Annotated in this window: 21 protein-coding genes and 1 tRNA gene; 17 read left to right on the top strand and 5 right to left on the bottom strand. The window is 37.3% G+C overall.

Annotated features, from left to right (window positions below):
• Nucleotides 1-28 precede the first annotated feature (28 nt).
• From HC176_RS03660 to HC176_RS03615, 10 genes are all read left to right on the top strand, one after another.
• Nucleotides 29-1,339, top strand: coding sequence for a BT_3928 family protein (locus tag HC176_RS03660; RefSeq protein WP_167916835.1), 1,311 nt, complete (start codon nt 29-31; stop codon nt 1,337-1,339).
• Between the two features lie 35 nt (nt 1,340-1,374).
• On the top strand, nt 1,375-2,451 hold the full coding sequence (locus HC176_RS03655) for an ABC transporter permease (RefSeq protein WP_167916972.1): 1,077 nt from the start codon (nt 1,375-1,377) through the stop codon (nt 2,449-2,451).
• Nucleotides 2,452-2,492: 41 nt separating this feature from the next.
• Complete coding sequence (locus tag HC176_RS03650; protein WP_167916834.1) at nt 2,493-2,984, top strand: TlpA family protein disulfide reductase; 492 nt, start codon at nt 2,493-2,495, stop codon at nt 2,982-2,984.
• Nucleotides 2,985-3,019: 35 nt separating this feature from the next.
• Entirely contained in the window at nt 3,020-3,769 is a 750-nt protein-coding gene (gene tpiA / locus HC176_RS03645; protein WP_167916833.1) for a triose-phosphate isomerase, read from the top strand.
• A gap of 159 nt (nt 3,770-3,928) precedes the next feature.
• The gene (locus HC176_RS03640) at nt 3,929-5,065 is read left to right on the top strand and encodes a right-handed parallel beta-helix repeat-containing protein (RefSeq protein WP_167916832.1); all 1,137 of its coding nucleotides are present in this window, start codon (nt 3,929-3,931) and stop codon (nt 5,063-5,065) included.
• A gap of 12 nt (nt 5,066-5,077) precedes the next feature.
• Complete coding sequence (locus HC176_RS03635) at nt 5,078-6,268, top strand: T9SS type A sorting domain-containing protein (RefSeq protein WP_167916831.1); 1,191 nt, start codon at nt 5,078-5,080, stop codon at nt 6,266-6,268.
• 85 nt (nt 6,269-6,353) lie between these two features.
• Complete coding sequence (locus HC176_RS03630; RefSeq protein WP_167916830.1) at nt 6,354-8,285, top strand: tetratricopeptide repeat-containing sensor histidine kinase; 1,932 nt, start codon at nt 6,354-6,356, stop codon at nt 8,283-8,285.
• On the top strand, nt 8,275-8,910 hold the full coding sequence (locus tag HC176_RS03625) for a response regulator (protein WP_167916829.1): 636 nt from the start codon (nt 8,275-8,277) through the stop codon (nt 8,908-8,910). The genes HC176_RS03630 and HC176_RS03625 overlap by 11 nt, the downstream gene beginning before the upstream one ends.
• A 36-nt stretch (nt 8,911-8,946) precedes the next feature.
• Complete coding sequence (prmA, locus tag HC176_RS03620) at nt 8,947-9,783, top strand: 50S ribosomal protein L11 methyltransferase (RefSeq protein ID WP_167916828.1); 837 nt, start codon at nt 8,947-8,949, stop codon at nt 9,781-9,783.
• Nucleotides 9,784-9,813: 30 nt separating this feature from the next.
• On the top strand, nt 9,814-10,089 hold the full coding sequence (locus HC176_RS03615; protein ID WP_167916827.1) for an ATP-dependent Clp protease adaptor ClpS: 276 nt from the start codon (nt 9,814-9,816) through the stop codon (nt 10,087-10,089).
• A 43-nt stretch (nt 10,090-10,132) separates the two neighbouring features.
• Here the strand turns inward: HC176_RS03615 and HC176_RS03610 are convergent, their stop codons facing one another.
• From HC176_RS03610 to HC176_RS03590, 5 genes are all read right to left on the bottom strand, one after another.
• Nucleotides 10,133-11,545 carry an MBL fold metallo-hydrolase gene (locus HC176_RS03610; RefSeq protein WP_167916826.1) on the bottom strand — a complete coding sequence of 471 codons (1,413 nt, stop codon included), beginning with the start codon at nt 11,543-11,545 and terminating at the stop codon, nt 10,133-10,135.
• Nucleotides 11,546-11,623: 78 nt separating this feature from the next.
• Entirely contained in the window at nt 11,624-12,415 is a 792-nt protein-coding gene (locus HC176_RS03605) for a sulfite exporter TauE/SafE family protein (RefSeq protein ID WP_167916825.1), read from the bottom strand.
• A 3-nt stretch (nt 12,416-12,418) separates the two neighbouring features.
• Nucleotides 12,419-12,832: a DUF6691 family protein gene (locus tag HC176_RS03600; RefSeq protein WP_167916971.1), complete on the bottom strand. Its 414-nt coding sequence runs from the start codon at nt 12,830-12,832 to the stop codon at nt 12,419-12,421.
• A gap of 5 nt (nt 12,833-12,837) precedes the next feature.
• Nucleotides 12,838-13,395 (bottom strand): YeeE/YedE family protein, encoded by a 558-nt coding sequence (locus HC176_RS03595; RefSeq protein ID WP_167916824.1) that lies wholly within the window; start codon nt 13,393-13,395, stop codon nt 12,838-12,840.
• A 225-nt stretch (nt 13,396-13,620) separates the two neighbouring features.
• Nucleotides 13,621-14,250: a Crp/Fnr family transcriptional regulator gene (locus tag HC176_RS03590; protein ID WP_167916823.1), complete on the bottom strand. Its 630-nt coding sequence runs from the start codon at nt 14,248-14,250 to the stop codon at nt 13,621-13,623.
• Between the two features lie 161 nt (nt 14,251-14,411).
• Between HC176_RS03590 and HC176_RS03585 the strand changes: the two genes are divergently transcribed.
• The 7 genes from HC176_RS03585 (at nt 14,412) to HC176_RS03555 (ending at nt 26,187) form a co-directional block, all read left to right on the top strand.
• On the top strand, nt 14,412-15,407 hold the full coding sequence (locus HC176_RS03585; protein ID WP_167916822.1) for a metal-dependent hydrolase: 996 nt from the start codon (nt 14,412-14,414) through the stop codon (nt 15,405-15,407).
• Nucleotides 15,408-15,593: 186 nt separating this feature from the next.
• Nucleotides 15,594-15,667, top strand: a tRNA-Arg gene (locus HC176_RS03580).
• A 740-nt stretch (nt 15,668-16,407) separates the two neighbouring features.
• Entirely contained in the window at nt 16,408-17,466 is a 1,059-nt protein-coding gene (locus tag HC176_RS03575; protein WP_245234831.1) for a GntR family transcriptional regulator, read from the top strand.
• Nucleotides 17,467-17,625: 159 nt separating this feature from the next.
• Nucleotides 17,626-21,666, top strand: coding sequence for a hybrid sensor histidine kinase/response regulator transcription factor (locus tag HC176_RS03570; RefSeq protein ID WP_167916821.1), 4,041 nt, complete (start codon nt 17,626-17,628; stop codon nt 21,664-21,666).
• 571 nt (nt 21,667-22,237) lie between these two features.
• Entirely contained in the window at nt 22,238-23,626 is a 1,389-nt protein-coding gene (locus HC176_RS03565) for a 3-keto-disaccharide hydrolase (RefSeq protein ID WP_167916820.1), read from the top strand.
• Between the two features lie 2 nt (nt 23,627-23,628).
• Entirely contained in the window at nt 23,629-24,972 is a 1,344-nt protein-coding gene (locus tag HC176_RS03560) for a Gfo/Idh/MocA family protein (RefSeq protein ID WP_167916819.1), read from the top strand.
• Between the two features lie 3 nt (nt 24,973-24,975).
• Complete coding sequence (locus tag HC176_RS03555; RefSeq protein WP_167916818.1) at nt 24,976-26,187, top strand: Gfo/Idh/MocA family protein; 1,212 nt, start codon at nt 24,976-24,978, stop codon at nt 26,185-26,187.
• The last annotated feature ends 3 nt before the right edge of the window (nt 26,188-26,190 follow it).

Genomic DNA, 26,190 nt, shown 5'->3' with positions numbered 1-26,190 from the left:
CCTTTCCTTCCAAGAATATAAAAAAAGCATGAAAGTACTCGTAAGTTTAAGCAGAATACTGGTCGGAATCCTATTCATTATTTCCGGATTTATAAAACTGAACGATCCGCTAGGGTTTTCATATAAATTACAGGAGTATTTCAGCCCAGATGTTTTGAATATGCCGTTTTTGGAGCCCTATGCACTGATTATTTCGGTGTTGGTGGTGGTTTTTGAAGTCGTTTTGGGCGTGTTTTTAATCATTGGCTACAAACCCAAATTTACGGTTTGGAGTTTGTTGGCTATGATTGTGTTTTTTACCTTTTTAACCTTCTATTCGGCCTATTTCGATAAGGTAAAAGATTGCGGTTGCTTTGGCGATGCACTTAAGCTCACCCCTTGGGAAAGCTTCACAAAAGATGTGGTGCTGCTCATTTTTATCCTCATTTTATTTTTTGGCGTAAAGCATATAAAACCTGTTTTTGGCCGATTGCAAACTACAGTTTTGGCACTGTTGAGTTTTATTTTGAGCCTGTGGTTTGCCTACCATGTACTCATGCATTTGCCTGCCATCGATTTCCGAGCTTATAAGATTGGAAACAACATAAAGGAAGGCATGGCCATTCCCGAAGATGCTCCAAAACCAGTAATTGAATATACTTGGAAATTCAATGTAAATGGCGAAGAACAAACCATTGTTACCAACGGCTCGTACCCTTCTGTGGAAGGCGATTTTATTGGGGTGGATACCAAAGTGATTGAGGAAGGTTACACGCCACCGGTGGTCGATTTTTCAATTGAAAATGAAGATGAAGATTTAACCGAACACTTTTTAAACGAAGAAAACCTGATTGTGGTCATTTCGTATAGTTTGGAAAAGATAGAACGCGATGGTGCTTTAAAGCTGAAAGCCTTACAAGATAAAGCGATTGAAAATGGTTATACAGTTATCGGTCTGACAGCCTCGGGCAAAGAGGCCAAAGCGTACATTAACAAGACCTACAAATTGGATTTCAATTGGTATTTGTGTGACGAAAAAGCACTGAAAACCGTGGTGCGCTCTAACCCTGGGATTTTGGAATTGGACAGCGGAACGATAAAGCAAAAAGTACATTGGAACGATTTGGAGGATTTAAAATTGCCAAAGGTTGAGCGAAAAGAAAAACCAAAAACCATCGACCAAAATATCGCTTATTTTGTAAACGGTGAACCCTCTTCAAAAGAAGCGGTTGAGGCTTTGGATTCATCGAAAATAGAAAGTGTGAATGTACTTAAGGATTCGATTCTGCTTAACGAGTTAAATGCACAAAATAATACATTTTACACGGGTAAAATTGAAATTAAACTTAAAGAAGAATAGTTTTCAGCCTATAACCATAAACCAATAACAAGCAACTGATAACCTATCTGATAAATAAAACCTTTTACGCACTGCTCACCCTATTTGGAGTGGTAACGGTGATATTCTTTTTGTTCAGTGTGCTTCCGGGCGATCCCGCACAAATGATGATGGGGCAAAACGAAGACAGCGAGCAATTGGCGGCCGTTAAACAAAAATACGGCTTCGATAAGCCCATTGGTACACAATATTTGTATTATTTAAACGATTTGTCGCTTGTTTCATTCCATTCAAAAAACGAAGATGATTACACTTTTTTAAGAAAAGGTAAGTACAGCGCCACCAAATTGTTTTCCATCGGAAATACCACAACGGTTATAAAGTGGCCTTATTTACGCGAATCGTTCACCAAGCAGGGCAAGCGGGTGAGCGAAGTGTTGGGTGAGACTTTGCCCAACACCTTTGTTTTGGCGATGTCAGCCATAACCATAGCCATGATTTTAGGGATGTCCCTCGGTATTGTTTCCGCGTTGTATAAAGATAAATGGCTCGATAAAGCCATACAAGTATTGAGTACTTTGGGCATGAGCGTGCCCTCCTTTTTCAGTGCTATTTTGTTTGCTTGGTTTTTTGGGTTTATCCTTCACGAATATACCAACTTGGAAATGACGGGGAGCCTTTACGAACTCGACGATTTTGGCGAGGCCATGCACATAAAATGGAAAAACCTCATTCTGCCCGCTCTGGTTTTGGGAATTCGTCCGTTGGCGGTGGTGATTCAACTCATGCGCAATTCACTATTGGAAGTGTTCAATCAAGATTACATTCGTACCGCCCGAGCCAAAGGGTTGAGCGAATATCAAATTATAAAAAAGCATACTGTTAAAAATGCGTTAAATCCAGTAGTGACAGCTATTTCGGGTTGGTTTGCCTCGATGTTGGCAGGTGCCGTTTTTGTGGAGTATATTTTCGGGTGGAACGGCCTCGGAAAAGAAATCGTAAATGCACTAAACACCTTAGATTTGCCCGTAATTATGGGTTCGGTGTTAATTATCGCGGTATTGTTTATAATAATCAATATTTTTGTGGACGTTATTTACGTTTGGCTGGATCCGAAAGTAAAATTAGAGTAGAAGATTATTCCGCGGAAGCGATAAAAATAAAAGAAGAATAAATGAAAAAGTTACTTGGTGTAGTGTTGTTGTTCACGGTTTTAAGTTGTAATACTAAGGAACCTACAGAATTTTCGGAAGCTGCGTTAAATGATAACATGATTACTTTAGATGGCTCCTCCATAGCGTTTAAAGACATATTGAAACAATACGAAGGCAAAACCGTTTTTGTTGATGTTTGGGCCTCGTGGTGTGGCGATTGCATCAAAAACATGCCTAAGGTAAAGGCGCTTCAGGAGAAATACACAGACGTGGTTTATCTGTTTCTGTCGTTAGATAGAGGACCAAAATCCTGGAAAAAAGGCATTGAAAAGTATAACGTAACCGGAGAGCATTATTTTATCCCTTCGGCTGATGACAGTGCGTTTACAGACTTTGCCGATGTGGGGTGGATTCCGCGTTACATGGTGGTTGGCCCTCAAGGAAACATAAAGTTGTTTGAGGCTGTTGAGGCCGATGACGAGCGTATAATAGAGAACTTAATTAATAACTAAAATAAAAAATCCTTTTTTGAAAAGGTAACAAGGTAATGAGAAAACAAATAGTAGCCGGAAACTGGAAAATGAATAACGATTTGGCACAAACCGAAACGTTAATTACCGCTTTAAAGTCACACAAAAATACATCGAACGCCGAGGTGATGATAGCACCAACGGCAACCAACTTGTGGCAGGCATACAACAGTTTGAAAAACTCAAATATTGAAGTAGTTGCGCAAAACATGCACTTTGCAGAAAATGGTGCTTATACAGGCGAAATTAGTGCCAACATGCTAAAGAGCATTGGGATTAACACCGTTATTTTAGGACATAGCGAGCGTCGTGAATATTTTAATGAAACTGACGAACTTTTAGCAAAAAAGGTTGATGCCGCTTTGGCAAAAGGGATGAATGTTATTTTCTGTTTTGGTGAAGAATTGGCCGATAGAAAAGCTGGAAACCAAGAAAAAGTGGTGGAAAGCCAAATAAAAAATGCTCTATTCCATTTAGAAGGTTCGGCGTTCAGAAATATTATTTTGGCCTACGAACCCGTTTGGGCTATTGGCACAGGAGAAACTGCAAGCCCAGACCAAGCACAGGAAATGCATGCGTTTATTAGAAAAACTTTGGCCGATAAATACGGAAGTGATATCGCTGAGTCTGTGTCCATCCTTTACGGAGGAAGTGTAAAGCCCAACAACGCCGAAGAGATTTTTTCGAAAACCGATGTTGATGGAGGTTTAATTGGTGGCGCTTCACTAAACGCTGAAGACTTTTTTGCTATTGTAAATGCATTTTAAGTAAGACTGTCATTGCGAGCATAGCGCGGCAATCTTATTAAAAATAACTAAGTTTTAAGGGTATTCCCTGATTTTTAATAAATCAAGGAATGCCCTTAATTTTTTCCGAATGTTTGAAAGTAACTTGTGAAGGTCTATTAACCAATAAAACTTTTAATCATGAAGCTTTCAAACAAACACCGTAATTTGGTCAATGCCCATCTTTTTGATCTTAAAAAATGTATAATAACATTCACTTTCCTTTCAGGGCTATGCTGTATTCTTTCTGCCCAATCGGTTTACGTAGTAGATAATAACCAAGGCTCGGGAGCGGAATTCACGAGTTTACAGGCTGCTATTGATGCTGCAGCGGCAAATGATATCATTTATGTTCAGCCGTCACCTAACGGTTATGGAAACATAAATATGACCAAACCAATTACCATTTACGGACTGGGGCACATTCCAGAATTAAATGCGGGGCAGTATGCCAGTGTTTCTAACATTTTTTTCAGGAGTGCCAATGCGTCTGGATCAAAATTATCTGGGCTTTACATCAATAACATTTATTTGGATAACACAACCTACACCAACCATGATGTGGTGATTACAAACAACAGGGTGGCTTATATAGTAGGGAACAGTACCACTACCCAAGCCAATAACGTGGTAATCTCTGGAAATTATATCAGAAATGCGAATTTTAATGCCATTGACCCTTACAATTCCCAAAACTGGATTGTTTCAAACAATATTATAGAACAGCCTAATACAAGTGCTACTTGGGGCTCTTTCAACCGATTTAATTCATCAATCATTTTTAATAACAACATTGTATTGACGCGGCAAAACGGCAACGGCAGCGGGGCTATTCAATTATTTGCTAATTGTAGCGGCACGCAAATTACCAATAATATTTTTCTGTTTAAAGGCACGAGTGTTTCAAATTTCAATTTGGGGTCAAACAACGCTTTAAGTTTTCAGAATAACTTAACGTACAACTACAACGGTACTTTAGATGTACTTTCAGGCTCAGGAAATATCGATAATGCAGACCCTCAATTCGTGGCCTTCAACTCGAATGCATCGTTAAATACCACGGCCAGCGATTACCACATTCAAACGGGGTCGCCAGCAGAAAACGCAGGAACAGATGGTAACGATTTAGGGGTTTATAATGGCGGTTTTCCGTTTAGTCCACGAGGCTATCCAACCGAACTACCTTATTTAACCGATTTTGTGATATTCAATAATATTATTACTCCCGGAAGTACCTTGAATGTTAACATAAAGGCAAATGCCAATCTTAATAATTAAAATCCAGTTATTATGAAAAGGCTTATTTTAATATTAATAATCCTCGTGGCTTTTACAGAGTTGCGGGCGCAGATAAGCGCCGGAGAGTATTTTTTCGATAATGATCCCGGGATAGGAAACGGCATCGCGTTAACACTTTCGGGCAATGAGTTGGATGTAGATTTTAATATCCCGACAACTGGACTTTCAAGCGGCGTGCATAATTTGTATGTGCGGGTTTTAGATCAATCTGGAAATTGGAGTTTGTACGATAAAAACGTGTTTTATGTGAATCCCAATAACGAAAATTCAGCAAATATCGCTTCCGCTGAATATTTTTTTGATACCGACCCCGGTGTGGGTAACGGAACGGGTTTAACCGTTTCGGGTAATGTGGTTGATCAAGATTTTAGCATAGCAACCACAGGACTTTCAAGCGGTGTGCACAAATTGTATGTAAGGTTAGTCAATACCGATGGCACTTGGAGTCTGTACGACAAAAACGTGTTTTATGTGAGTCCGGACAATGAAAATTCAGCAAATATCGCTTCCGCTGAATATTTTTTTGATACCGATCCGGGGGTTGGCAACGGAACAGCTTTAGCGGTATCGGGCAATATAATTGATCAAAATTTGAGCATACCAACTACTGGGCTTTCAAACGGTATTCATAAATTATATGTTCGAATGGTCAATACCGATGACACGTGGAGTCTGTACGATAAAAATGTGTTTTATGTGGATCAGGGCCATTCGAATACGGCATTGATTACGGCGGCGGAATATTTTTTTGATATCGACCCCGGAATTGGAAATGCCACGGCAATTGATTTGGACGATGAGGAAACGATTGACATGGATATGGCCATTGATGTGCCCACCGATTTACCAGAGGGCGACCATTTTTTGTACATGCGGGTTAAAAATACCAATGGCCAATGGAGTTTATATGCTTTAGGGGAGTTGCAAGACCCGTTGTCGGCTGTTGAAGAGGAAAGAGTACAGTTTAAGTTTTACCCAAACCCTGTGAAGGATGTGGTACATTTTAAGTTGCAGAATCAAGGAATTCTCGACTTAAAAGTCATTAATTTAAAGGGAGCAGTAATGTTCGAAAACCAATTGGAAAATTATAAAATAGATCTTAGTTTTTTAAGCCCAGGGGTATATCTGTTTTATTTGAAAACTGAAAACGTCCAAGTTTCAAGGAAGTTTGTAAAACATTGAATGTTAAATGGAATACCTAATTTATGCACCTAGGTTAAGAAATGGGCGCTGATTTTCTTAAATTTATTCTAAAAAAATAAAAACGTTGAAATCGATACTATCAATAGTTGGTCTGTGGTTTGTTTTGACAAGTGCTTTTGCGCAAAACGAATCGCCTATTGATAGTTTGAAATTCGAATTGACAAAACCACAACCCGATAGTGTCCAGGTTAAGATTTTAAATGAACTGGCTTATTACTACTCGTACAAAAATATTGATACGTCCTTTGTCTATGCGAGGGATGCTTTAAAAAGAGCAGAACGGTTGGGTTTCCACGCTGGGCGGGCAAAAGCCAATTTATATATTGGCAATGCCTTTATGTTCACCAATCAATACGATTCGGCGCGATATTATTTTAATGCGGCTTCCAAAATTTGCGATCAGTACAATGTAAAAAAATCTGCGGTTTATAGTTCATTGGGCATACTTTATAAAGCCGAAGGGAATTACGAAAAAGCTATTGATACTTATTTTGAGGGCATAGCTTACGATGAAAGTACCAATAACGACTATGGTAAATTCATTAAGCTGATTAATATAGGGAACGTCTATTCCAAGATGGGTAACTTAACCAAAAGTACAGAGTATGAGTTGCAAGCGTTAAAGTTGGCCAAAATATCAAAAAATGAAAACATGCAATTCGCCCTCGGCACTTTGTTAAACAATATTGGAGGAGGCTATGCACAATTGAAAGATTACGATAAGGCCTTGCAGTATTTTAACGAGTCGTTAGCAGTCAATACCGAAAACCAAAACACCAAGGAAATAGCCAGAAATTACAATAATTTAGGGGTTGTTTACCATGAAAAGGGTGATTTCGAACAGGCTTTACATGTGCTCAAAAAAGCCTTGAAAATCAGGGAAGATTTAAAAGATGAAGACGAGCAGATTGAAACCCAAATGGTTTTAGGAACGGTTTATGGAAAAATGAAAAACGAAACCCTATCGGAATTGCATTTTTCAAAGGCACTGCAAATTGCCAAAAAAATAAACGATAAATCATTGATATCTGAAGTGTACTTGGCCATGAGCGATAGCTATGTGCTTCAAAACAACCATTCAAGAGCGCTTCAAAATTTTAAAAACCACGCTCAGTTTAAAGATAGTGTGTTGTTAGATAATAATTTAAAGAACATCAGCGAAATTGAAATTAAATATCAAACCGAGAAAAAAGACAAGGCAATTGTTGAACAACAATTAAAACTGCAAAAACAGGAAGCCCAAAACAGCTTCATGTTCGGAACACTTATTTTTTTGGTACTGATGTCAATCTTGCTGTTTTTCCTATTTAAACAGCGTCAAAAACGCAAAAACCAGGAGATATTAACCTTAAAACGTGAGTTCCAAATAAAAACTTTAGAGTCGTTGATTGAAGGTGAAGAAAAGGAAAGGTTACGTATCGCCAAAGAGTTGCACGATGGGGTAAACGGCGATTTATCGGCCATAAAATATAAACTGTCTTCCCTTATGGAAATGAACAATGCGGTGATAAAGGAAGCTATTGCTATGATTGACGATTCTTGTAAACAGGTTCGTGCCATTTCGCATAATTTGGTGCCACCTTCTTTAGAAAGTTTTAATTTAGTGGAGGCCACACAGGTGTATTGCGATAATTTAAACGAATTGCATTCGGGATTAAATATTGTTTTTCAGCATTTGGGCGATGCGGTTAATATGCGCAAAAAGGCCGAGATAAATGCTTATCGAATCATTCAGGAGTTGGTAGCCAACAGTATAAAACACGCAGAAGCTACCACCATAAACGTACAAATTAGCTCCCATGGCGATAACGTTCAAATTACGGTTGAAGACGAGGGAAAAGGATTTGACAAAAACGAAGTGGACGCTTCGGGAATTGGGTTGAGCAACGTGCAATCTAGAGTGGATTATTTAAAGGCCGAGATTGATTTTATTTCAAACGACAAAGGCACTTCATATACCATAGATATTGATAAAAATTTGATCAATGAAAATTAAAATAGCCATAACAGACGATCATCCTTTGGTGCTTAACGGCATCGCGTCGATGCTGGAAGGAACACCCGATATTCAGGTGGTGGGGGCTTATGAAAATGCTGGTCAAACATTGGAAAGGATAGAAAAGGATTCTCCTGATATTTTGCTCTTGGATATCAATCTCCCTGATATCAACGGTATTGATTTGAGTAAAAGGTTGCTGAAAGCATACCCAGAACTAAAAATTATAGCATTGACCAATTTTGAGGATTTATCGTATGTGAAACGCATGTTGAAAAACGGCGTAAATGGCTATTTATTAAAAAATACTGACAAGATTGAATTGATTAAAGCCATGAAAACGGTGTTGCAGGGAGAGTTGTTTTTGCCTGAAAACATCCAAAAGCGTTTATTGAGTCAAGCTCCTAAAAAGACGGTAGACAATGGATTGAAACCGAATTTAACACGTCGCGAACACGAAGTGCTTTTGGCTATTTCAGAAGAATTGACCACACAGGAAATTTCAGAAAAACTCTTCATCAGTCCTAAAACCGTTGAAACCCACCGTATGAATATTATGAGCAAACTTGGTGCAAAAAATAGCGTGGGCATCATCAAAATCGCTATTGAAAAGCAGTTGCTTTAGCATTTAAGGTTATCTTTGTGCTTTCAAAAAGTAAGCATGTCGAATACCATTTATTTAGGATATTATTTTAAGGTAGAACCTTTGCAGCCCGCTGTTGAAATATTAATTGCAGAACTGGGGTATGCAGGTTTTGAGAGTTTTGTTGAAACCGAAGACGGCGTTACGGCCTATATTCAAAAGGATGAATGGCATGATGCCATTTTGGAAGACGTTCAAATTTTGAATTCAGAGGAATTTACAATCAGCTACACTTTAGAGGAAATCGAACAGACCAATTGGAATGAGGAGTGGGAGAAAAATTTTAATCCTATTGCAGTAGATGGTGTGGTTACGGTTCGTGCACCGTTTCATGAAAAACCGAATACAGAATTCGATATTGTTATCGAGCCCAAAATGAGTTTCGGTACGGGGCACCACGAAACGACTCATATGATGATTCAGCATATCTTGAAAAACGATTTTAAAGATAAATCGGTACTCGATATGGGCTGCGGAACTGGGGTTTTAGCTATTCTAGCCGAAATGAAAGGTGCTAAGCCCATTGATGCGGTCGATTACGATAATTGGTGCTACCTTAATAGTTTGGAAAATGTAGAGCGTAATAATTGTGAACATATCACAGTGATTGAGGGCGATGCTTCCGTATTAAAAAACAAAAAATACGACATCATTATAGCCAACATTAATAGAAATATCCTGCTTCAGGATATGGCTGTTTATACAGCGTGCTTAAATAAAAATGGGGTGTTGTTTTTGAGCGGTTTTTACAATGATGATATCCCGATTATTCGGCAAGCCTGTGAAAATCAGATGTTAAAATTTGATGAAAAATTAGAAAGAAACCAATGGGTTGCTTTAAAATTTTTAAATTAGTGGCATAAAATTACCCCAAAAACGAGTATTATGAGTTCCCAAGAAAAAGTATCAGAGGAATTATTACTGGAAGAAGAGGTTGTTACCCAAAACGAGATTGTGCTGTATAATGATGACGTGAATACGTTCGATCATGTTATTGATACACTTATTTACGCTTGCGACCACACGCCCGAACAAGCCGAGCAGTGCTCGTTGATTGTGCACTACAAAGGGAAATGTACGGTGAAAACCGGGGTTTATGACGATTTAAAACCCCGATGCTCAATGCTTCTAGAAGCTGGTTTGAGTGCTGAAATTGTTTAAGGAGTGTTCTTTTAACGGTAAAGCTTTGGTCTATTTACATTCATTATAGTGTTGAAGGGCAAACAAAATCTGATGTTGGTACATCTGTTTGTTTTATAGCGCCAAAGCCACCGGCAATGTCTACTAGCTTATCGAAACCACGGGCCTTTAAAATCGAGGTTGCGATGAGCGAACGGTAACCACCGGCACAATGTACGTAATAAGTATCTTTTTTATTGATGGCGTTCATGTTGTCATTTATAAAGTCTAGAGCAAAATGTTGCACCTGTTCACTTTTTACATGTTCCGATTTGTATTCACCATCTTTTCTTACATCAAGAATATTTACCTTTTTGGTTTTAAAATCTTCAGCAAATTCATTGGCGGTAATTGAATTAACGGTTTCAATGTCTTTTCCTGCGGCTTTCCAAGCCTCTATGCCACCTTCTAAATAGCCAAGAGTGTTGTCGTAACCCACTCGCGATAGTCGGGTAACGGCCTCTTCTTCTTTACCTTCGGGAGTAACTAGCAAAATAGGCTGCTTCAAATCGGTGATTAAAGCACCAACCCAAGGTGCAAACGAACCGTGAAGGCCAATAAAAATAGAGTTGGGAATGTGTGCTTCAATAAAATCTTTTTCTTTTCTCACATCAAGCACCAAGGCGCCATATTGGTTGGCAACGTTTTCAAAAGTTTCTGGGCTTAACGGTGTGTTTCCTTTTTCCAGTACAGACTCAAAATTATCATAGCCCAATTTGTTCATCATGGCATTTTTTTCAAAATACTGTGGTGGGGGCGCAATACCGGAAAGTACTTCTTCAATAAACTCTTCCTTGGTCATATCGGCCCTAAGGGCGTAATTAGTTTTTTTCTGTTCGCCTAAAATACCAACAGTTTCTTTACTTAGGTTTTTGCCGCATGCCGAGCCTGCTCCGTGAGCTGGGTAAACAATAACATCATCGGGTAACGGCATAATTTTGTTACGTAGCGAATCGAATAGCATGCCTGCTAGATCTTCTTTAGTTACATCGGATTTTATAGCCAAATCGGGTCGGCCTACGTCCCCTAAAAATAAGGTGTCGCCAGAGAAAATGGCGTGTTCCTTTCCGCTTTCGTCCAGTAAGAGATAGGTTGAAGACTCTAAAGTATGCCCCGGCGTATGAAGCACTTTTATAGTGATATTTCCTAGTTTGAAAGTTTCATTGTCTTTGGCGGAGTAAATATCGTATTCCGTTTCTGCACCCGGACCGTAAACAATGGTAGCTCCTGTTTTCTGGGCTAAATCTACATGGCCCGAAACAAAATCGGCATGAAAATGGGTTTCAAAAATGTATTTTATTTTAGCATTTTTTTTCTTGGCTTTGTCTACATATTGTTGGGTTTCGCGCAAGGGGTCGATAATCGCCACTTGGCCATTCGATTCAATATAATAGGCACCTTGTGCCAAACATCCTGTATATATTTGTTCTATTTTCATAGCTTTTAACTTTGTGCTTTTTAGTAAAATTACAAAAGGATTTTATTTCAATCTGTAACATGTATTACATATCGATTATCAATTCAATTCCTTGTTTATGATATAAACGGCCATAATGAGTATAAAAAAACCGAAACCTTTTTTGAGTTTTTTGCTGCTGATGTATTTTGAAAAAAATACACCCAAAACGATGCCCAAAATAGCAATAGCGGTAAATAAAAGTAAAAATACCCAATCGATTTCAAGGGTTTGAACATCGCCCAAAAAGCCAATCAACGAATTGATGGTAATAATAATAAGTGAGGTGCCCACGGCTTTTTTCATGGGGATTCTCGCCCAAAGTACCAAAGCTGGTACGTATAAAAATCCGCCGCCTGCGCCTATTAAACCCGTAATAGTTCCAATAATTAATCCTTGGAAAAACGTTTTGTAGTAGGATTGGTTTTCAGTTTTAAGAGTTTTCGATTTTTGTTTTTTTATCATAGAAACCGAAGCCAGTAACATGATAATGGCAAAAAATATCATAATGGCGACATCTTTGGTTAAGGTTGTACTTCCGATGGAAAAAACAGTATCCGGAATACTGGGCACTATGTAACGACGGGTAGCATATACGGCCAAAAACGATGGGAAAGAAAATGCTAGCCCAGTTTTAAAATCGACCAGCCCTTTTTTGTGCTTTTGAAAGGTGCCTACCAAAGACGAAACACCCACCACAAACAAGGAATATGCAGTGGCAACAATGGGATTTAGGCCTAAAATATACACCATAACCGGTACTGTTAAAATAGAGCCGCCACCGCCAATAAGTCCTAAAACGAGACCTATGAGCAATGCGCCAACATATCCAAAAATTGAGGTGTAATCCATAGTTTAGTGGGGCAGTTTGTCTTTTAAAACACCATAAATAAAGGTGCCCAAAATGGCAGCGGCAATTACAATAAGCATGGCGTAAACGCCTGTACCAAGCAAAATGTACATGGGGCCAGGGCAAGCACCGATTAAGGCCCAACCTAAACCAAAAATAGAGCCGCCAATAATATATCTGGCTATACTATTGTCTTTTTTAGGGACAAAAATATGGGCACCGCTAATGCTTTTAATGAATCCTTTTTTTGAAATCTGTAAAAACAGTACGCCGCAAGCAATGGCTGTGCCTATAATGCCATACATATGAAAGGATTGAAACCTGAACATTTCATAAATACGGTACCATGAAACCGCTTCAGATTTTACTAAAACAATTCCGAAAAATATACCGACCAATAAAAATTTTATAAACTTCATCATAACTAAAAGATTAAGGGGAGAATTAAATTGGCCATAATTAGTCCGCCAACAAAAAAGCCAATTACGGCGATTAACGAAGGTTTTTGAAGGCTGCTTAGCCCCGTAATGGCATGCCCCGAAGTACATCCGCCGGCATATCGGGTGCCAAAGCCAACTAAAATACCGCCAATAATTAAAATGAGTAATATTTTTGGGGAATTGATAGCTTCGATACTAAACATTTTATCGGGAACCAGTGTAGCTCCTGCGTTTTTAAAGCCCATGTTTTGAAGCTCGACAACGGTTTTGGGGTTGAGGTCGGTTTTGCTGTCGTTTGATAAATATTGGGTAGCGATAAACCCGCCTATAATAGCGCCTAAAACTACGGTGAGGTTCCAGAGTTGGCTTTTCCAATTGAACTTAAAAAAGCTTGAAAACTTACCCGCACCACCAATGGCACACAGCGTTCGTAGGTTTGAAGACATGCCGAAGGTTTTTCCGAAGTAGAGCAACAGCGCCATGACTAAGGCTATTAAAGGCCCCGAAACATACCAAGGCCAAGGGTTTAAAATGTGTTCCATGTTTTAATATTTTTCACAAAATTAAATCTTAGGTTTTTATTGTTTGTAATAAATGTTACTCAGGAAAGTGAAGCACAATTAATTCTGACAAATACCTTGGGAAGGTTGCGCTAGGGATTGAGGCTATTGTTGGAGCTCCTGGAACAGAGCGACTGCCGAAAGCCCGACCCAGGCGATGGATGTGGCTGTAGGGAAGGGGGGCGCCCAAATCGATTGATGCGCCCGCTAAAGAATTTCGATTTTACTGCGGCTAAGTTTTATTTTGTTTTCGTTTTCGAGTTGCTTTAGCACTCTTGAAATCACCACTCTGGAGGTGTGCAGATCTTCGGCGATGTCTTGGTGCTTTATGTTTATGTTTTCTGAACCATTTAGCATGGCTTTGCTTTTTAGGTAGTTGTATAGGCGCTCGTCCATTTTCATAAACGCGATATTGTCGATGGTGTTTAGCATTTCATCGAAGCGTATTTGGTAGCTTTGAAGAATGAATTCCCTCCAACTAACATTGTTATGAAACCAGTTTTTCATGTTTTCTACCGGCACCATTATTAAGCTCGAATCTTTTTCTGCAACCGCTCTTATTTTACTTTTTGGAGTGCCTAAGCAGCAGGTTAGCGACATGGCACAGGTTTCGCCAGCTTCTAGAAAATATATTAGTAGTTCGTTGCCGTTTTGGTCTTCGCGTAAAATTTTAATGTCGCCAGATAAAATCAACGGGATATACTCCAAGGGTTGGTTAACATCAATAATGATATCGTTTTGCTTAAAGGTTTTAAATATTCCTATTTTAGAAATTTCCGATAAGATTTCGGTGTCTAAAATATGCGCAAATTTCTCTTGAAGTAAGTCTTTATCCATGCTCAAAAATAACAATTTAAAAAAGAACTTATGTTGCAGGGAAACATAATTCTGATGGAGGTGACTTAGGTGTTAAGGTCTATAATTAGCGGATAAATTAAGTTAAAAAGGGTGTGGTATGTTGCATTTTTAACTTGACATGCTTTACTTTTATGCCGACCATGGATTCATTAACTCAAATTGTATTAGGAGCTGCCGTAGGAGAAGCGGCTTTAGGAAAAAAAGTAGGAAACAAAGCCATGCTTTATGGTGCTATTGCGGGTACCATTCCTGATTTTGACGTGTTTGCTTCGCATTTTGCAGATACGGTAACAGCGCTTTCTATACACCGTGGGTTTACGCATTCGGTGGTGTTTTCGGTGTTATTTGCTCCCATTTTCGGGTGGCTGGTTTCTCGCTTTGAAAGGCATAAATCCTTTAAGGATTGGTCGTGGTTGTTTTTTTTGGCGTTCATAACGCACCCTATATTAGATGCCCACACAACTTGGGGAACCCAATTATTGTGGCCTTTAGATTTGCGCCTGGCCTTTAAAACTATATTTGTTATCGATCCGCTTTACACCCTGCCGTTTTTAGTGTGTTTGGTTTTGGCTATGTTTCGAAAGAGAACCTCCCACAAACGGCGGTTTTATAATACGCTAGGCTTAACGATTAGTACAGCTTATTTAGCTCTTACTTTTTTATTGAAATACATGGCTTTTGGGGCGTTCCAAGAGGCGTTGAACAACCAAAATATAGATTATAAAAACCTAGATGTTAGGCCGTCGCCATTAAATACGGTGCTGTGGAGTGCCAATGTAGAGACCAAAGATGCTTATTTCCTGGCCAATTATTCTTTTTTTGATACTCAACCGATTTTATTTGTAAGTCATCCAAAAAATCATGATGTGTTAGGGAACCTTGCTGAAAACGAAAAAGTACAACGTATGATTGCCATTTCTGAAGGATGGTTTACCATAAGGGAAAAGGAGGGAAGTCTATATTTTAACGATTTGAGGTTCGGGCTTTTGGGATTAAACCTGAATTCTGAAAACTTCGTGTTTCAATATAGAATTGACGTTGATGATGATAAGGTGAGTTTTGTAGAAATGCCAAAAACGAATCGTGATGCTAAAAAACTAATGGCAGAACTATGGAAACGAATAAAAGGGAATTAAACAAGATTAAAACCTTATACCTCACCAAAAACTTAGTGGATTTGTATTTTGGTTATAAGTGAGTTGCAAAATGTTAATCAATTCTTTTTTAGTCTACTATAAATGACCGCTCGAGATTTTCAAATTATTTTAAAATAAGATTTGTTTTTGTTTGAATAAAAAGTGTATATTTGCAACCGCAAAAACGGCCACGTGGCGCAACTGAATAGCGCACTTGATTACGGCTCAAGAGGTTCCAGGTTTGAATCCTGGCGTGGTCACTTTCCTAAAACCCCAGCAATGCTGGGGTTTTTGTTTTCTGTCCGAAAATAAATTTTTAAAAACATTGGTTTTTGGTGTCAAAAAGTGGTAAAATTGTATTAAAAGTGTATGCAATTTGAAAGCTTCAGTTTTTTTATTCATATCACAAAGAAAGACAAAAAAACGGCTATCCGATGTGTGTGGCGCTTTATAATTCGAATAGAAAAAAAATTAGGTAAACTCTTCATTGTTAAAGCAAAATATTCCACATTCTTCATTAGTGCATACCTTTTATACCAAACTTAAATGGTTTTGTTTTTTCGGCAAGATTGTATTGATAAATTAGTTGGAGGGAAAGCATTTGAAAACTAACTGGGAAAACTATTTATAAGCATTATAAGTACAGGAAGCTGTTTTGTAAATCAAATGAATCAGGGTGCCCACTTATTTATAACTAATTAGAATTAAAAAAAGACATCAATCAATTTTTGTTCAGTGTAAATTTTCACTTAGGGTTCGGTAAGATAAAGAGGTAAAGAAATAACAGAAGTTTAACTATTATTAGTTAAATTTGAGAACAGATCCTGGTGGTAAAAAAATCTAAATATATAGAGAGTATTATGTGAAGTACTGTGGAGTTCTTTCCGTTTAGGGGTGTATATCATCAAAAAGTACTTTTCGCCCCCTTTTAGGTATAATTTAACTCATTATTTACAGTAAATTGCATTTGTAATTTTTGAAACCTTAAGCTTTTTGATTTATGGAAACAGTGATGGACGCAATTAACTATATAGACATTAACAAGAATTCGAGGGTGCCAATGTACCAACAAATTGTTGATTCGATAATCAATAATATATCTAATGGCAACATTGTTCTAAATGAGAAGCTACCTTCTATCAATACCATTAGTGAGGATTTTTATTTATCACGTGATACAGTTGAAAAAGCATACGGTATATTAAAAGAGAGAAATATAATAGTATCAATACCGAGAAGGGGATATTATGTATCTAAAATAGAGGCCACGCACAAGTTGAAAATTCTGTTTCTTGTAAACAAACTGAGTTCGTATAAAATGAAAATGTACAATTCATTTCTCGATAGAATAGGGCTCAACTCAAAAATAGATTTAGTGGTTTATCATTGTGATGAATTTTTCTTTTTAAATACCCTAAAAAATAACAAGGCTGGGTATGATTATTATGTTATTATGCCCCATTTCAAAACAGAAACATTACAGCACACTAGCTATACAGATGCGGTTATCAAAGCCATAAACACCATACCAAAAAGCAAATTGATGATTTTAGATAATTTGATGCCTCCGTTTACAGACGGTATTGGGGCTGTTTATCAAGAATTTGACAAAGATATTTACGAAGCGTTGAATGATGGCATGTCTAAAATATCTAAGTATAAAAAAATGGTTTTAATTTATCCGGAAAATTCTGTTTACCCGTTTCCAAGAAGGATTTTACATGGTTTCAGAAAGTTCTGTTTAGAGAATGAAATTGATTATGAAATTCTGGGCGAAGTGTGTGACGATATGGTATTTAAGAAAGGAGATCTGTTTATAACCATTGAGGAATCCGATTTGGTTGATTTGGTTAATCAGATAAGAGAAAATGAACTCAAGATGGGAGATGAAGTAGGGGTGATCTCATACAATGACACACCGCTTAAGCAATTGTTGGGAATAGCTGTAGTATCTACAGATTTTAGAATAATGGGTGAAATGGCGGCGCAAATGATTTTGAGTGGCGAAAATAGTAAAATTAAAGTTCCTTTTTATTTTATAGATAGAGCTTCCGTGTAATTTAAATATTAAATTAAAGATATATTTTTAAAGTATTAGAACAGGTATTTGTAGATAAAAGAATTAAAGTTATCTAGTTTGTCTCGCTTGGGGAAACAAAAACTTTGGTTAACTTTACCTTACCTTAAAACACCATTAACTAAACAGTGCTTTTTAAATATGCAAAAGTATTTTGCAATACTCTTTATTTTTTGTTTTGTAACCTTTGGATCCTCTCAAAATGATGTTTATAAGTTTAAGCATTTAACAGCAGCCGATGGTTTATCACAGAACACAATAATAGATATCAACCAGGATTATTTAGGTCAAATTTGGATTGCTACAAGAGATGGGCTTAATAAATATGACGGGACAGAGTATACAATTTACAGACACAGTAAAAATGATTCTCTCTCAATAAGCAACAATGATGTACTTTGCATAGAAAATGGCAGTGATGGTTTCATGTGGGTGGGGACTTACTCTGGTTTAAATAAGTACGACCCCCGGAATGATACCTTTGAGACTTTTCTGAAAAGCGAACAAAACACTTCACTTGTAAGTAACATCATTTGGACAGTTAAGGAGCTGTCAAATAAAGAAATCTGGGTGGGCACCCCCTCGGGGCTTGCTGTGTACAATGTATCTGAAGATTCTTTTAAAAATTTTTTAGTTACCGGTCAAGTACTCGTCATTTTTGAAACAAAAAAGGGTTCAATTTTTTTAGGAACCAATAATGGGTTGGTAAAGCTACTTCATAAAGATAAAAAGGAGTACAAATTTAAGTTGTTGGAGGCTACAGAAGGGATTGTAATACAAGATATTGAAGAAAGCCCAAGTGGAAAACTCCTTTTGGGGACTCGAACCCAAAATATTTTGCTCTATGATGCTCATGACAATTCGTTAACGCCTTATCTTCATGATTCTCAACTCACGGAAGTAGATAGAAATGTTAGGGAACTGCAATTTGATGATATGGGAAATTTATGGGCAGGTACCTATCGAGGTGTTCAAATAATAGATCAAAATAAAAATTTATTACCTCTTTATAGTGATATAAATGATGATGAATCAATTAGTGGTAATTTTATAAAAAGTATATTCAAAGATAAAAAGGGGGCCATCTGGATAGGCACCTATTATGGAGGCATTAATATTTGGGATGTGTCAAACATCAATTTTATAAATATTACTCAAAAATCAGGTAGGAAAGGATTAGGGTTTAAGGCGGTAAGTACTATAGTGAATTATAATGATAAAGTGTTTTTTGGTACAGAAGGGGGAGGGGTTTCCATATTAAACACTAAAGATAAATCCTTTGAATACTTAACATCGAAAAATACACCTAGCTTAAAGAGCGATAATGTTAAATCCTTGTTTTTGTCTGGAAATGAGAACCTTTGGATAGGCACTTTTGAAGATGGACTGGCTTTGTATAACTTGAAAGATAAAAAAACAATAAATAATATCTTACCAAAAGAGTTACTTGATTACACCCAGAACATAGGTATAAGCTCAATAAGCGAAGATTTGAACAAGAACATATTAATTGGAACCAAGGGAAAAGGTTTAATAAAATACAATCCAATAAATAAATCTTTTAGTGTTATAAACGAAGGTTTAGCCATTAACATTGTAAAATCAATACATGTAGATTCTAAAAATAATATATGGGTAAACACGTTAAGGGGAATTAATTCTATTAGTCCAGAAGGGGCAATAAGCCACTATTTTTATGATTTAAATACAAAAATGGGCTTAAGTGCCACTACTGTTTTTGAAGATTCTAATGGTACAATATGGGCGGGAACCGAGTTTGACGGACTTTTTAGGTTTGTTGATGGAGAGTTTGTTCCGGTAGATTTAAAAATTGAAGATGATGCTTCTGTTATTGGGGTAAGAAGCATAGTTGAAGACGATAACGGTAATTTATGGCTCGGCACAACAAATCAGGGTATAGTATGTTTTAACCGTCCAGAGAGCAGCATTATTGAACACTATACCAAAAAGGATGGTTTGGTGGGTAATCAATTTAACAATAATGCTAGTTTGCGCATAGGGGATTCACAGTTTATGTTCGGTGGGCCATCGGGGGTATCTTATTTTAATTCCAATAAAATAGTAAAAAACCAATATGCACCACAAGTGCTGATTACAGATTTTAAAATAAAAAATAAATCTGTTGACGTAAATAGTAGTGATGGCGTGCTAAACCAAACAATTACCTTTACGGATAACCTAGAACTTTCGCATGGCCAAGGAAATTTCAGTATTACGTTTTCAATGCCCAACTTTATCAATTCAAGTAAAAACAGGTACTTATATCGTTTGAAAGGGCTAGAGGAAGAGTGGATAGAAACTACAGGGAACACCGCAACTTACACTATTCAAACCCCAGGGAGTTATACCTTTGAAGTAAAAGGTATAAATAATGATGGCTTTTCCAATAAAGAACCAACACGATTAAATGTTTATGTAAGTCCTGCCCCTTGGCGATCTTGGTGGGCCTTTTTACTTTATGGATTACTTATATTTTGTGTGCTCTATTATTTAATGAATATATTAAAATCAAGAACAAAGTTGAAACACCAGTTGGCTTTAGAGCAAATCGAAGCAAAGCAAGCTAAAGATGTGAATAAAGCTAAATTAGAATTTTTCACCAATATGTCCCACGAGTTTCGAACGCCACTTACACTAATTTTGGGGCCGTTAAATCAAATATTGGATAATTACAGAGGAAGCAGTTCCATGTACAAAAAGCTAAAAGTAATAGAAAGTAGCGCCAACCATTTGCTTCAGTTAATAAACCGGTTGATGGATTTCAGAAAACTTGAAAACAACTTGATGAAATTAGAGGCAGCAGAAGGCAATGTGGTAAAATTTTTGAGAGAAATTTATTTGTCTTTCACGGAATACGCTAAAAATGGAAATTACGATTATACTTTTGAGGCCACATCTGATGATATACAGGTTTACTACGATCGCTATAAACTGGAGCGGGTATTTTACAACCTTATTTCAAATGCCTTCAGGTACACACCGAAAGGAGGAAAAATAGCATTGAGAGTTATTGAAGAGACCGATAAAATTTGTATTCGGGTTGAAGATTCGGGTGTTGGTATAGCCGAAGAATATAAAGATAAAATTTTTGAACGGTTTTTTGAGCTATCAATCAACAGAAAACCTGATAATAACTATAACAAGGGCACGGGGATAGGGCTATCTATTGTGAAAAATATCGTAGACCTGCACAAAGGACAAATTAAGGTTTTTGATAACGAGGCTGGTTTAGGGTCCGTCTTTTCAGTTGAACTTCCATTAGGAAAAGAACATTTGGAGGATACTGAAATTATACAAGATTTTAAATTTTCTGATGATTTATCGCAATACGTTACGCAATTGGATGACGAACAAGTTTTACTTGAAAAAGATGTACTTGAACGAAAACATGTTGATGAGAAACCCACTATTTTAATTGTTGAAGATAATAAACAACTAAGAAAGTTTATACTGGACATTCTCATAAAAGATTATAACGTTTTAGAAGCAGAAAATGGTAAGGTTGCCTACAAATTGGCCATAGCAGAACAGATTGATCTTGTGGTAAGCGACGTGGTTATGCCAGAGATGACCGGTACAGAACTTTGTTCTTTAATTAAAGAAGATATTAGGACAAGCCACATTCCAGTAATTTTGTTAACCTCAAGATCTTCCTTAATTTTCAAAATGGATGGATTGGAAAGTGGAGCAGACGATTACATCAGTAAACCATTTAACGTAAAAGAATTCAGGCTCAGGATAAAAAATGTATTGGCGACTATTTTGCGCTTAAAGGAAAAGATAAATTCTAATGAAGTTCTTCAGCCCGATGATATTGTGCTATCTTCAATAGATGAAAAGTTATACAAAAAAGCATTGTCCATTGTTGAAGATAATATAAGTAACGAACAATTTGACATCCCGTTTTTTTGTGAAGAATTAGGCGTAAGCAGAACAGTGCTTTTTAAAAAAATAAAAGCGTGGACTGGTTTCTCTCCAAAAGATTTTATTCAACATATCCGATTGAAAAGGGGGGCTCAGTATTTAGAGCAAGGCAAACTCAATATTTCCCAAATCAGTTATAATCTTGGATTTAAAAATCCAAAATACTTCAGTAAATGTTTCAGGAAAAAATTCGGTAAAACTCCAACTGAATATATTAAAACCTTTTCAGATTACTAATAATTAGAGAGGTTTTGTTGGTTTTCTTCAAATTTAGCTAAGCCTACTTGTTAGTTATTTGTTTATCACTGTCCAAAAGTATTATCTCCTCCCTTTTGTGGACATATTTACTCCTGTTATTTGTTAACTTTGAAAAACTATAGCGAGTAATAGTTTATTTCATAATCTTTTTTGTGATTGCAAAACGAATTAATTAAGCGAATGAAAAACAAGAAAACAAGTTTCTTGGAATTAACCATAATTCTTATTATGGTGTTGTTTTCTTTAATGATTATTTATTTTGCTGAGTAGTTTTTTGAAAAAATAAAGAAGTTTAATGGTGACGACGGTTTCTGATCCATAAATGAACGAAAAAGATGCACTTTGTTTAGTAAAGCATCACAAAACAGGACAGAGGTTGTAATCTAAAACATTAACATTGTAATTATAACAAAATGATAGGTTTAAAAGTAGTTGATTGAGTTAGTCGTTGGAGTTTAGTTTAAAGGGCCCTCTGTTTAAAAATATAGAGGGCTTTTATTTCGTCTAGCAATTGTTTCAAATTCAAACATCCAAAATAAAAATACAGATAATGAAAATTGTTAAAAATATTCAATTAAGTTTGGTTCTCACAATAATAACAGTATTGGGCTTGTACTCCTGTAAAAATGAGGCTAACAAAATTCCTTGGAAACAATTAATAACAGATAGCTCTCTGCAAGGTTGGAATATCAAAGGCGGTGAAGCAACCTATGAAAATGAAAATAGTGTTATAATAGGAACTACTGCGGCCAATACACCCAATACGTTTTTAACTACAGATAAAATGTATGATGATTTTATTTTGGAGATTGAGTTTAATGCTGATTCGGTAATGAATTCCGGAATACAAATTCGAAGTAATAGTTATCCGTATTATGAAAATGGCCGTGTACATGGTTATCAAGTAGAAATAGATCCTTCAAAACGGTCGTGGAGTGGAGGTATTTACGATGAGGGTAGGCGGAAATGGCTCAATACACTAGAGCACAATAAAGATGCGCAAAAAGCATTTAAGCAAAACGACTGGAACCATTATAGAATAGAGGCCATAGGAGATACTATTAAAACATGGATAAACAATGTGCCTGCGGCCTATTTGATTGATGATAAAACGGCATCAGGGTTTATAGGGTTGCAAGTGCACTCCATAGGGAAAAGTAAAGAAAAACTGGGTAAGCAAGTAAAATGGAGAAATGCTAAAATATTAACTGAAAACCTGTCTCAATATTCCAGAACATCACCGCTAAAACCTGTTATAACTAAAAACAACCTGACGGTGCTTGAGGAGAAAAATGGCTGGATAATGCTTTGGGATGGAAAAACCACCAAGGGCTGGCGAGGAGCTAAACTTGATGGGTTTCCGGAAAAGGGCTGGTCTATTGAAAACGGTGAGTTGATAGTGGCCGATACTGGTGGAGCAGAATCTGCCGCAGGTGGAGATATTGTGACAGAAGACTCTTATGGCGATTTCGAATTAAAGGTAGATTTTAAACTAACGCCAGGCGCCAACAGCGGTATAAAATATTATGTAGATACCGAAATTAACAAAGGTCCTGGTTCGTCCATAGGCTTGGAATATCAAATATTGGATGACAATTTACATCCTGATGCAAAGTTGGGCTCGCATGAGGGGAGCAGAACGGTAGCTTCGCTTTACGATTTAATTCAGGCCGATCCTAATAAGCCTATAAATCCGATTGGTGAGTGGAACACGGCGCACATAAAATCGATTAATAATCATGTAGAACATTGGTTAAATGGAGTAAAGGTGTTGGAGTACGACCGTGGAAGCGATGCGTTTTTAAAACTGGTATCTGAAAGTAAATACGAAAAATGGCCAAACTTTGGTATGTTGGAGAAAGGACAAATTTTGTTGCAGGATCACGGAGATAAAGTGGCGTTTAGAAATATTAAAATTCGTGTGCCGAAGAAGAAATAATTATGGATAACAAAAGAAGAGATTTTTTAAAGAAAGCTACATTGGCAACTGCAGGAATAACTATAGGCAGTGGTGTAAATGCCATGACGGCGCAAAGTTATAATAATATAATTGGTGCCAATGACCGGATAAATGTGGCTATTCAGGGTTTAGGAAGACGATATGGAGCTTTTATAGATGGGATAATTGCTAAACAGAGTAATGCCCGTATAAGTTACTTATGTGATGTGATGCCTAGTCAAATGGATAAGGCACTTAAAAAGGTGGGTGAAAAAATTAAATACAAGCCAAGTTTAGAAGAAGATATCCGTAAGATACTGGACGATAAAGAGGTTGATGCCGTTTTTATGGCTACCCCAGATCACTGGCACACCCCCGGAGCCATAATGGCTATGAAAGCGGGTAAACATGTTTATCTAGAAAAACCATGTAGCCATAACCCTCACGAAAATGAGCTGGTTGTTGCTGCACAAAAAAAATATAATAAAGTAGTGCAGATGGGGAATCAACAACGCTCCTCTGCGCAGAGTATAAAAATCATAAAGGAAATCCATGACGGAAAAATAGGTGAGGCTTACAAAGCCATTGCGTTTTACGCTAATGCTAGGGGGAAGGTACCTCTACCTGTAAAGGCAACACCTCCAAATGGTTTGAATTGGGATTTGTTCCAAGGGCCTTCTCCCCGAAAAGATTATACCCACGATACATGGAATTATAACTGGCATTGGTACGGATGGGATTTTGGAACAGCAGAAATGGGAAACAATGCTACGCACGAGTTGGATATAGCACGCTGGGCGTTGAACGTAAACTATCCAAAACATGTCGAGGCTTTGGGCTGGAAAAACCACTTTCAAGACGACGGTTGGGAAATGTATGATGAAATGTTGGCAACATACACTTTCGAAAAAGACAAGGTAATCCAATGGGACGGTGTGAGTAGAAATTCATATAAGAAATACGGTAAAGCCAGAGGGACTATCATAATGGGAACTGAGGGCTCTGCAATGATTGACCGAAGCGGATATGAACTTTTTGATAGACGTGGAGAAAAAATAGATGAATGGAAGTCTGGTAGTTCAGAAGGCGGAGTCGCTTTAGGTGGTGGCGGAAACCTGTCAACCATGCATACCGTCAACTTTTTTAACGCGATTAGAGGTAAGGAAGCCTTAACCTCTCCTATCGAAATTGGTGCTATGTCACAAATGTTAACCCACTATGCAAATATCTCGTATAGGGTAAATAAAGGTTTTGAGGTCGATGAGCAAACAGGTAGAATTTACGATAAGGAAGCCATGAAGTTATGGTCAAGACAGTATGAACCAGGTTGGGAACCAAAACTATAAAATTTGAAAAGACGATTATTTATACAAAAAGCAGGAATAGCTTCGGCAGCAATTGCCAGCTCATCATTGTTGTACGGTAATGTGTTCTCTGGTAGCGACGCTAATAATCAACTTAATATTGGGGTTGTTGGTACAGGTGCTAGAGGCGGAGGACTTACTTCTATTATCAACTCAATAGATGGGATTAGTGTGGTGGCTTCTTGCGATATTTTGCCTTTTAGATTAGAAAAAGGCCTGTCGAGAGCCGATTCCAAAAGCGTGGGATATACTGATTATCGCAAATTATTGGATGATAAAAATGTTGATGCTGTAATTGTAGCCACGCCATTCAGCACACATTCAAAAATAGCTTGTGATGCCCTTGATGCAGGAAAGCATGTGTATTGCGAAAAAACCTTGGCCATGGGTTATAGCGGGATTCATGATTTGGTCGAAAAAGTAAATCAATCCAATTTAATATTTCAAACAGGACACCAATACCATAGTTCTCGGCTTTATACCCACGTTCATGAGTTGATAAAAAATGGTTTGGTTGGTAAAATACAAGCTTTCGAGTGTCAATGGAACCGACATGGTAATTGGAGGCGACCTGTACCAAAGCCAGAATATGAAAAGGCTGTAAACTGGAGAATGTATAAAGAGTTTTCGGGTGGTTTAACAGCTGAGTTATGTTCGCATCAAATCGATTTTGTGAATTGGGTTTTAAATGAAGTTCCAAGTCAGGTTTTTGGTACCGGGGGCATTGATTACTGGAAGGATGGAAGGGAAACCCTCGACAACGTTCATCTAATCTATTCATATCCAAGTGGTGTTAAAGCCAAATTTACCTGTTTAACAGGTAATGCCAATAATGGTTATCAAATAAAGGTATTAGGTGATAAAGGAACGATAGTTATAGATACCAAAAAAGCTTGGTTTTACCCTGAAGGAAAGAAAAATAAAATAGTTAAGGACGTTGATGGTGTTAGCGGTGCCACAAATTCATGGGATGAAGAAAAAGGCTATTCCTTGAATGTAGAGCACTTAAACCCAAGTGAACAAGCCCTATTGGATTTTAAAAAAGCTATTGATAGCCAAAAACAACCAAAATCAAATATTAATACAGGTGCAAATACCGCGGTTTGCGTCCAGATGGGGCTTGATGCTCTATACGGAAACAAAGTGGTCGAGTGGCCTACCAATTTTCATAAAATAAAAAGCGATAAACTAAACTAAGAT

Source organism: Tamlana crocina, from assembly GCF_012037625.1.
The sequence above is the reverse complement of the archived record's forward strand: the minus strand, read 5'-3'. Positions and strand labels throughout refer to the sequence as shown.

Coding starts and splice junctions, on each gene's coding strand:
- HC176_RS03660 (WP_167916835.1), top strand. CDS start 29: ATGAAAGTACTCGTAAGTTTAAGCAGAATACTGGTCGGAATCCTATTC.
- HC176_RS03650 (WP_167916834.1), top strand. CDS start 2,493: ATGAAAAAGTTACTTGGTGTAGTGTTGTTGTTCACGGTTTTAAGTTGT.
- tpiA (WP_167916833.1), top strand. CDS start 3,020: ATGAGAAAACAAATAGTAGCCGGAAACTGGAAAATGAATAACGATTTG.
- HC176_RS03640 (WP_167916832.1), top strand. CDS start 3,929: ATGAAGCTTTCAAACAAACACCGTAATTTGGTCAATGCCCATCTTTTT.
- HC176_RS03635 (WP_167916831.1), top strand. CDS start 5,078: ATGAAAAGGCTTATTTTAATATTAATAATCCTCGTGGCTTTTACAGAG.
- HC176_RS03625 (WP_167916829.1), top strand. CDS start 8,275: ATGAAAATTAAAATAGCCATAACAGACGATCATCCTTTGGTGCTTAAC.
- prmA (WP_167916828.1), top strand. CDS start 8,947: ATGTCGAATACCATTTATTTAGGATATTATTTTAAGGTAGAACCTTTG.
- HC176_RS03615 (WP_167916827.1), top strand. CDS start 9,814: ATGAGTTCCCAAGAAAAAGTATCAGAGGAATTATTACTGGAAGAAGAG.
- HC176_RS03610 (WP_167916826.1), bottom strand. CDS start 11,545: ATGAAAATAGAACAAATATATACAGGATGTTTGGCACAAGGTGCCTAT.
- HC176_RS03605 (WP_167916825.1), bottom strand. CDS start 12,415: ATGGATTACACCTCAATTTTTGGATATGTTGGCGCATTGCTCATAGGT.
- HC176_RS03600 (WP_167916971.1), bottom strand. CDS start 12,832: ATGAAGTTTATAAAATTTTTATTGGTCGGTATATTTTTCGGAATTGTT.
- HC176_RS03595 (WP_167916824.1), bottom strand. CDS start 13,395: ATGGAACACATTTTAAACCCTTGGCCTTGGTATGTTTCGGGGCCTTTA.
- HC176_RS03590 (WP_167916823.1), bottom strand. CDS start 14,250: ATGGATAAAGACTTACTTCAAGAGAAATTTGCGCATATTTTAGACACC.
- HC176_RS03585 (WP_167916822.1), top strand. CDS start 14,412: ATGGATTCATTAACTCAAATTGTATTAGGAGCTGCCGTAGGAGAAGCG.
- HC176_RS03575 (WP_245234831.1), top strand. CDS start 16,408: ATGGAAACAGTGATGGACGCAATTAACTATATAGACATTAACAAGAAT.
- HC176_RS03570 (WP_167916821.1), top strand. CDS start 17,626: ATGCAAAAGTATTTTGCAATACTCTTTATTTTTTGTTTTGTAACCTTT.
- HC176_RS03565 (WP_167916820.1), top strand. CDS start 22,238: ATGAAAATTGTTAAAAATATTCAATTAAGTTTGGTTCTCACAATAATA.
- HC176_RS03560 (WP_167916819.1), top strand. CDS start 23,629: ATGGATAACAAAAGAAGAGATTTTTTAAAGAAAGCTACATTGGCAACT.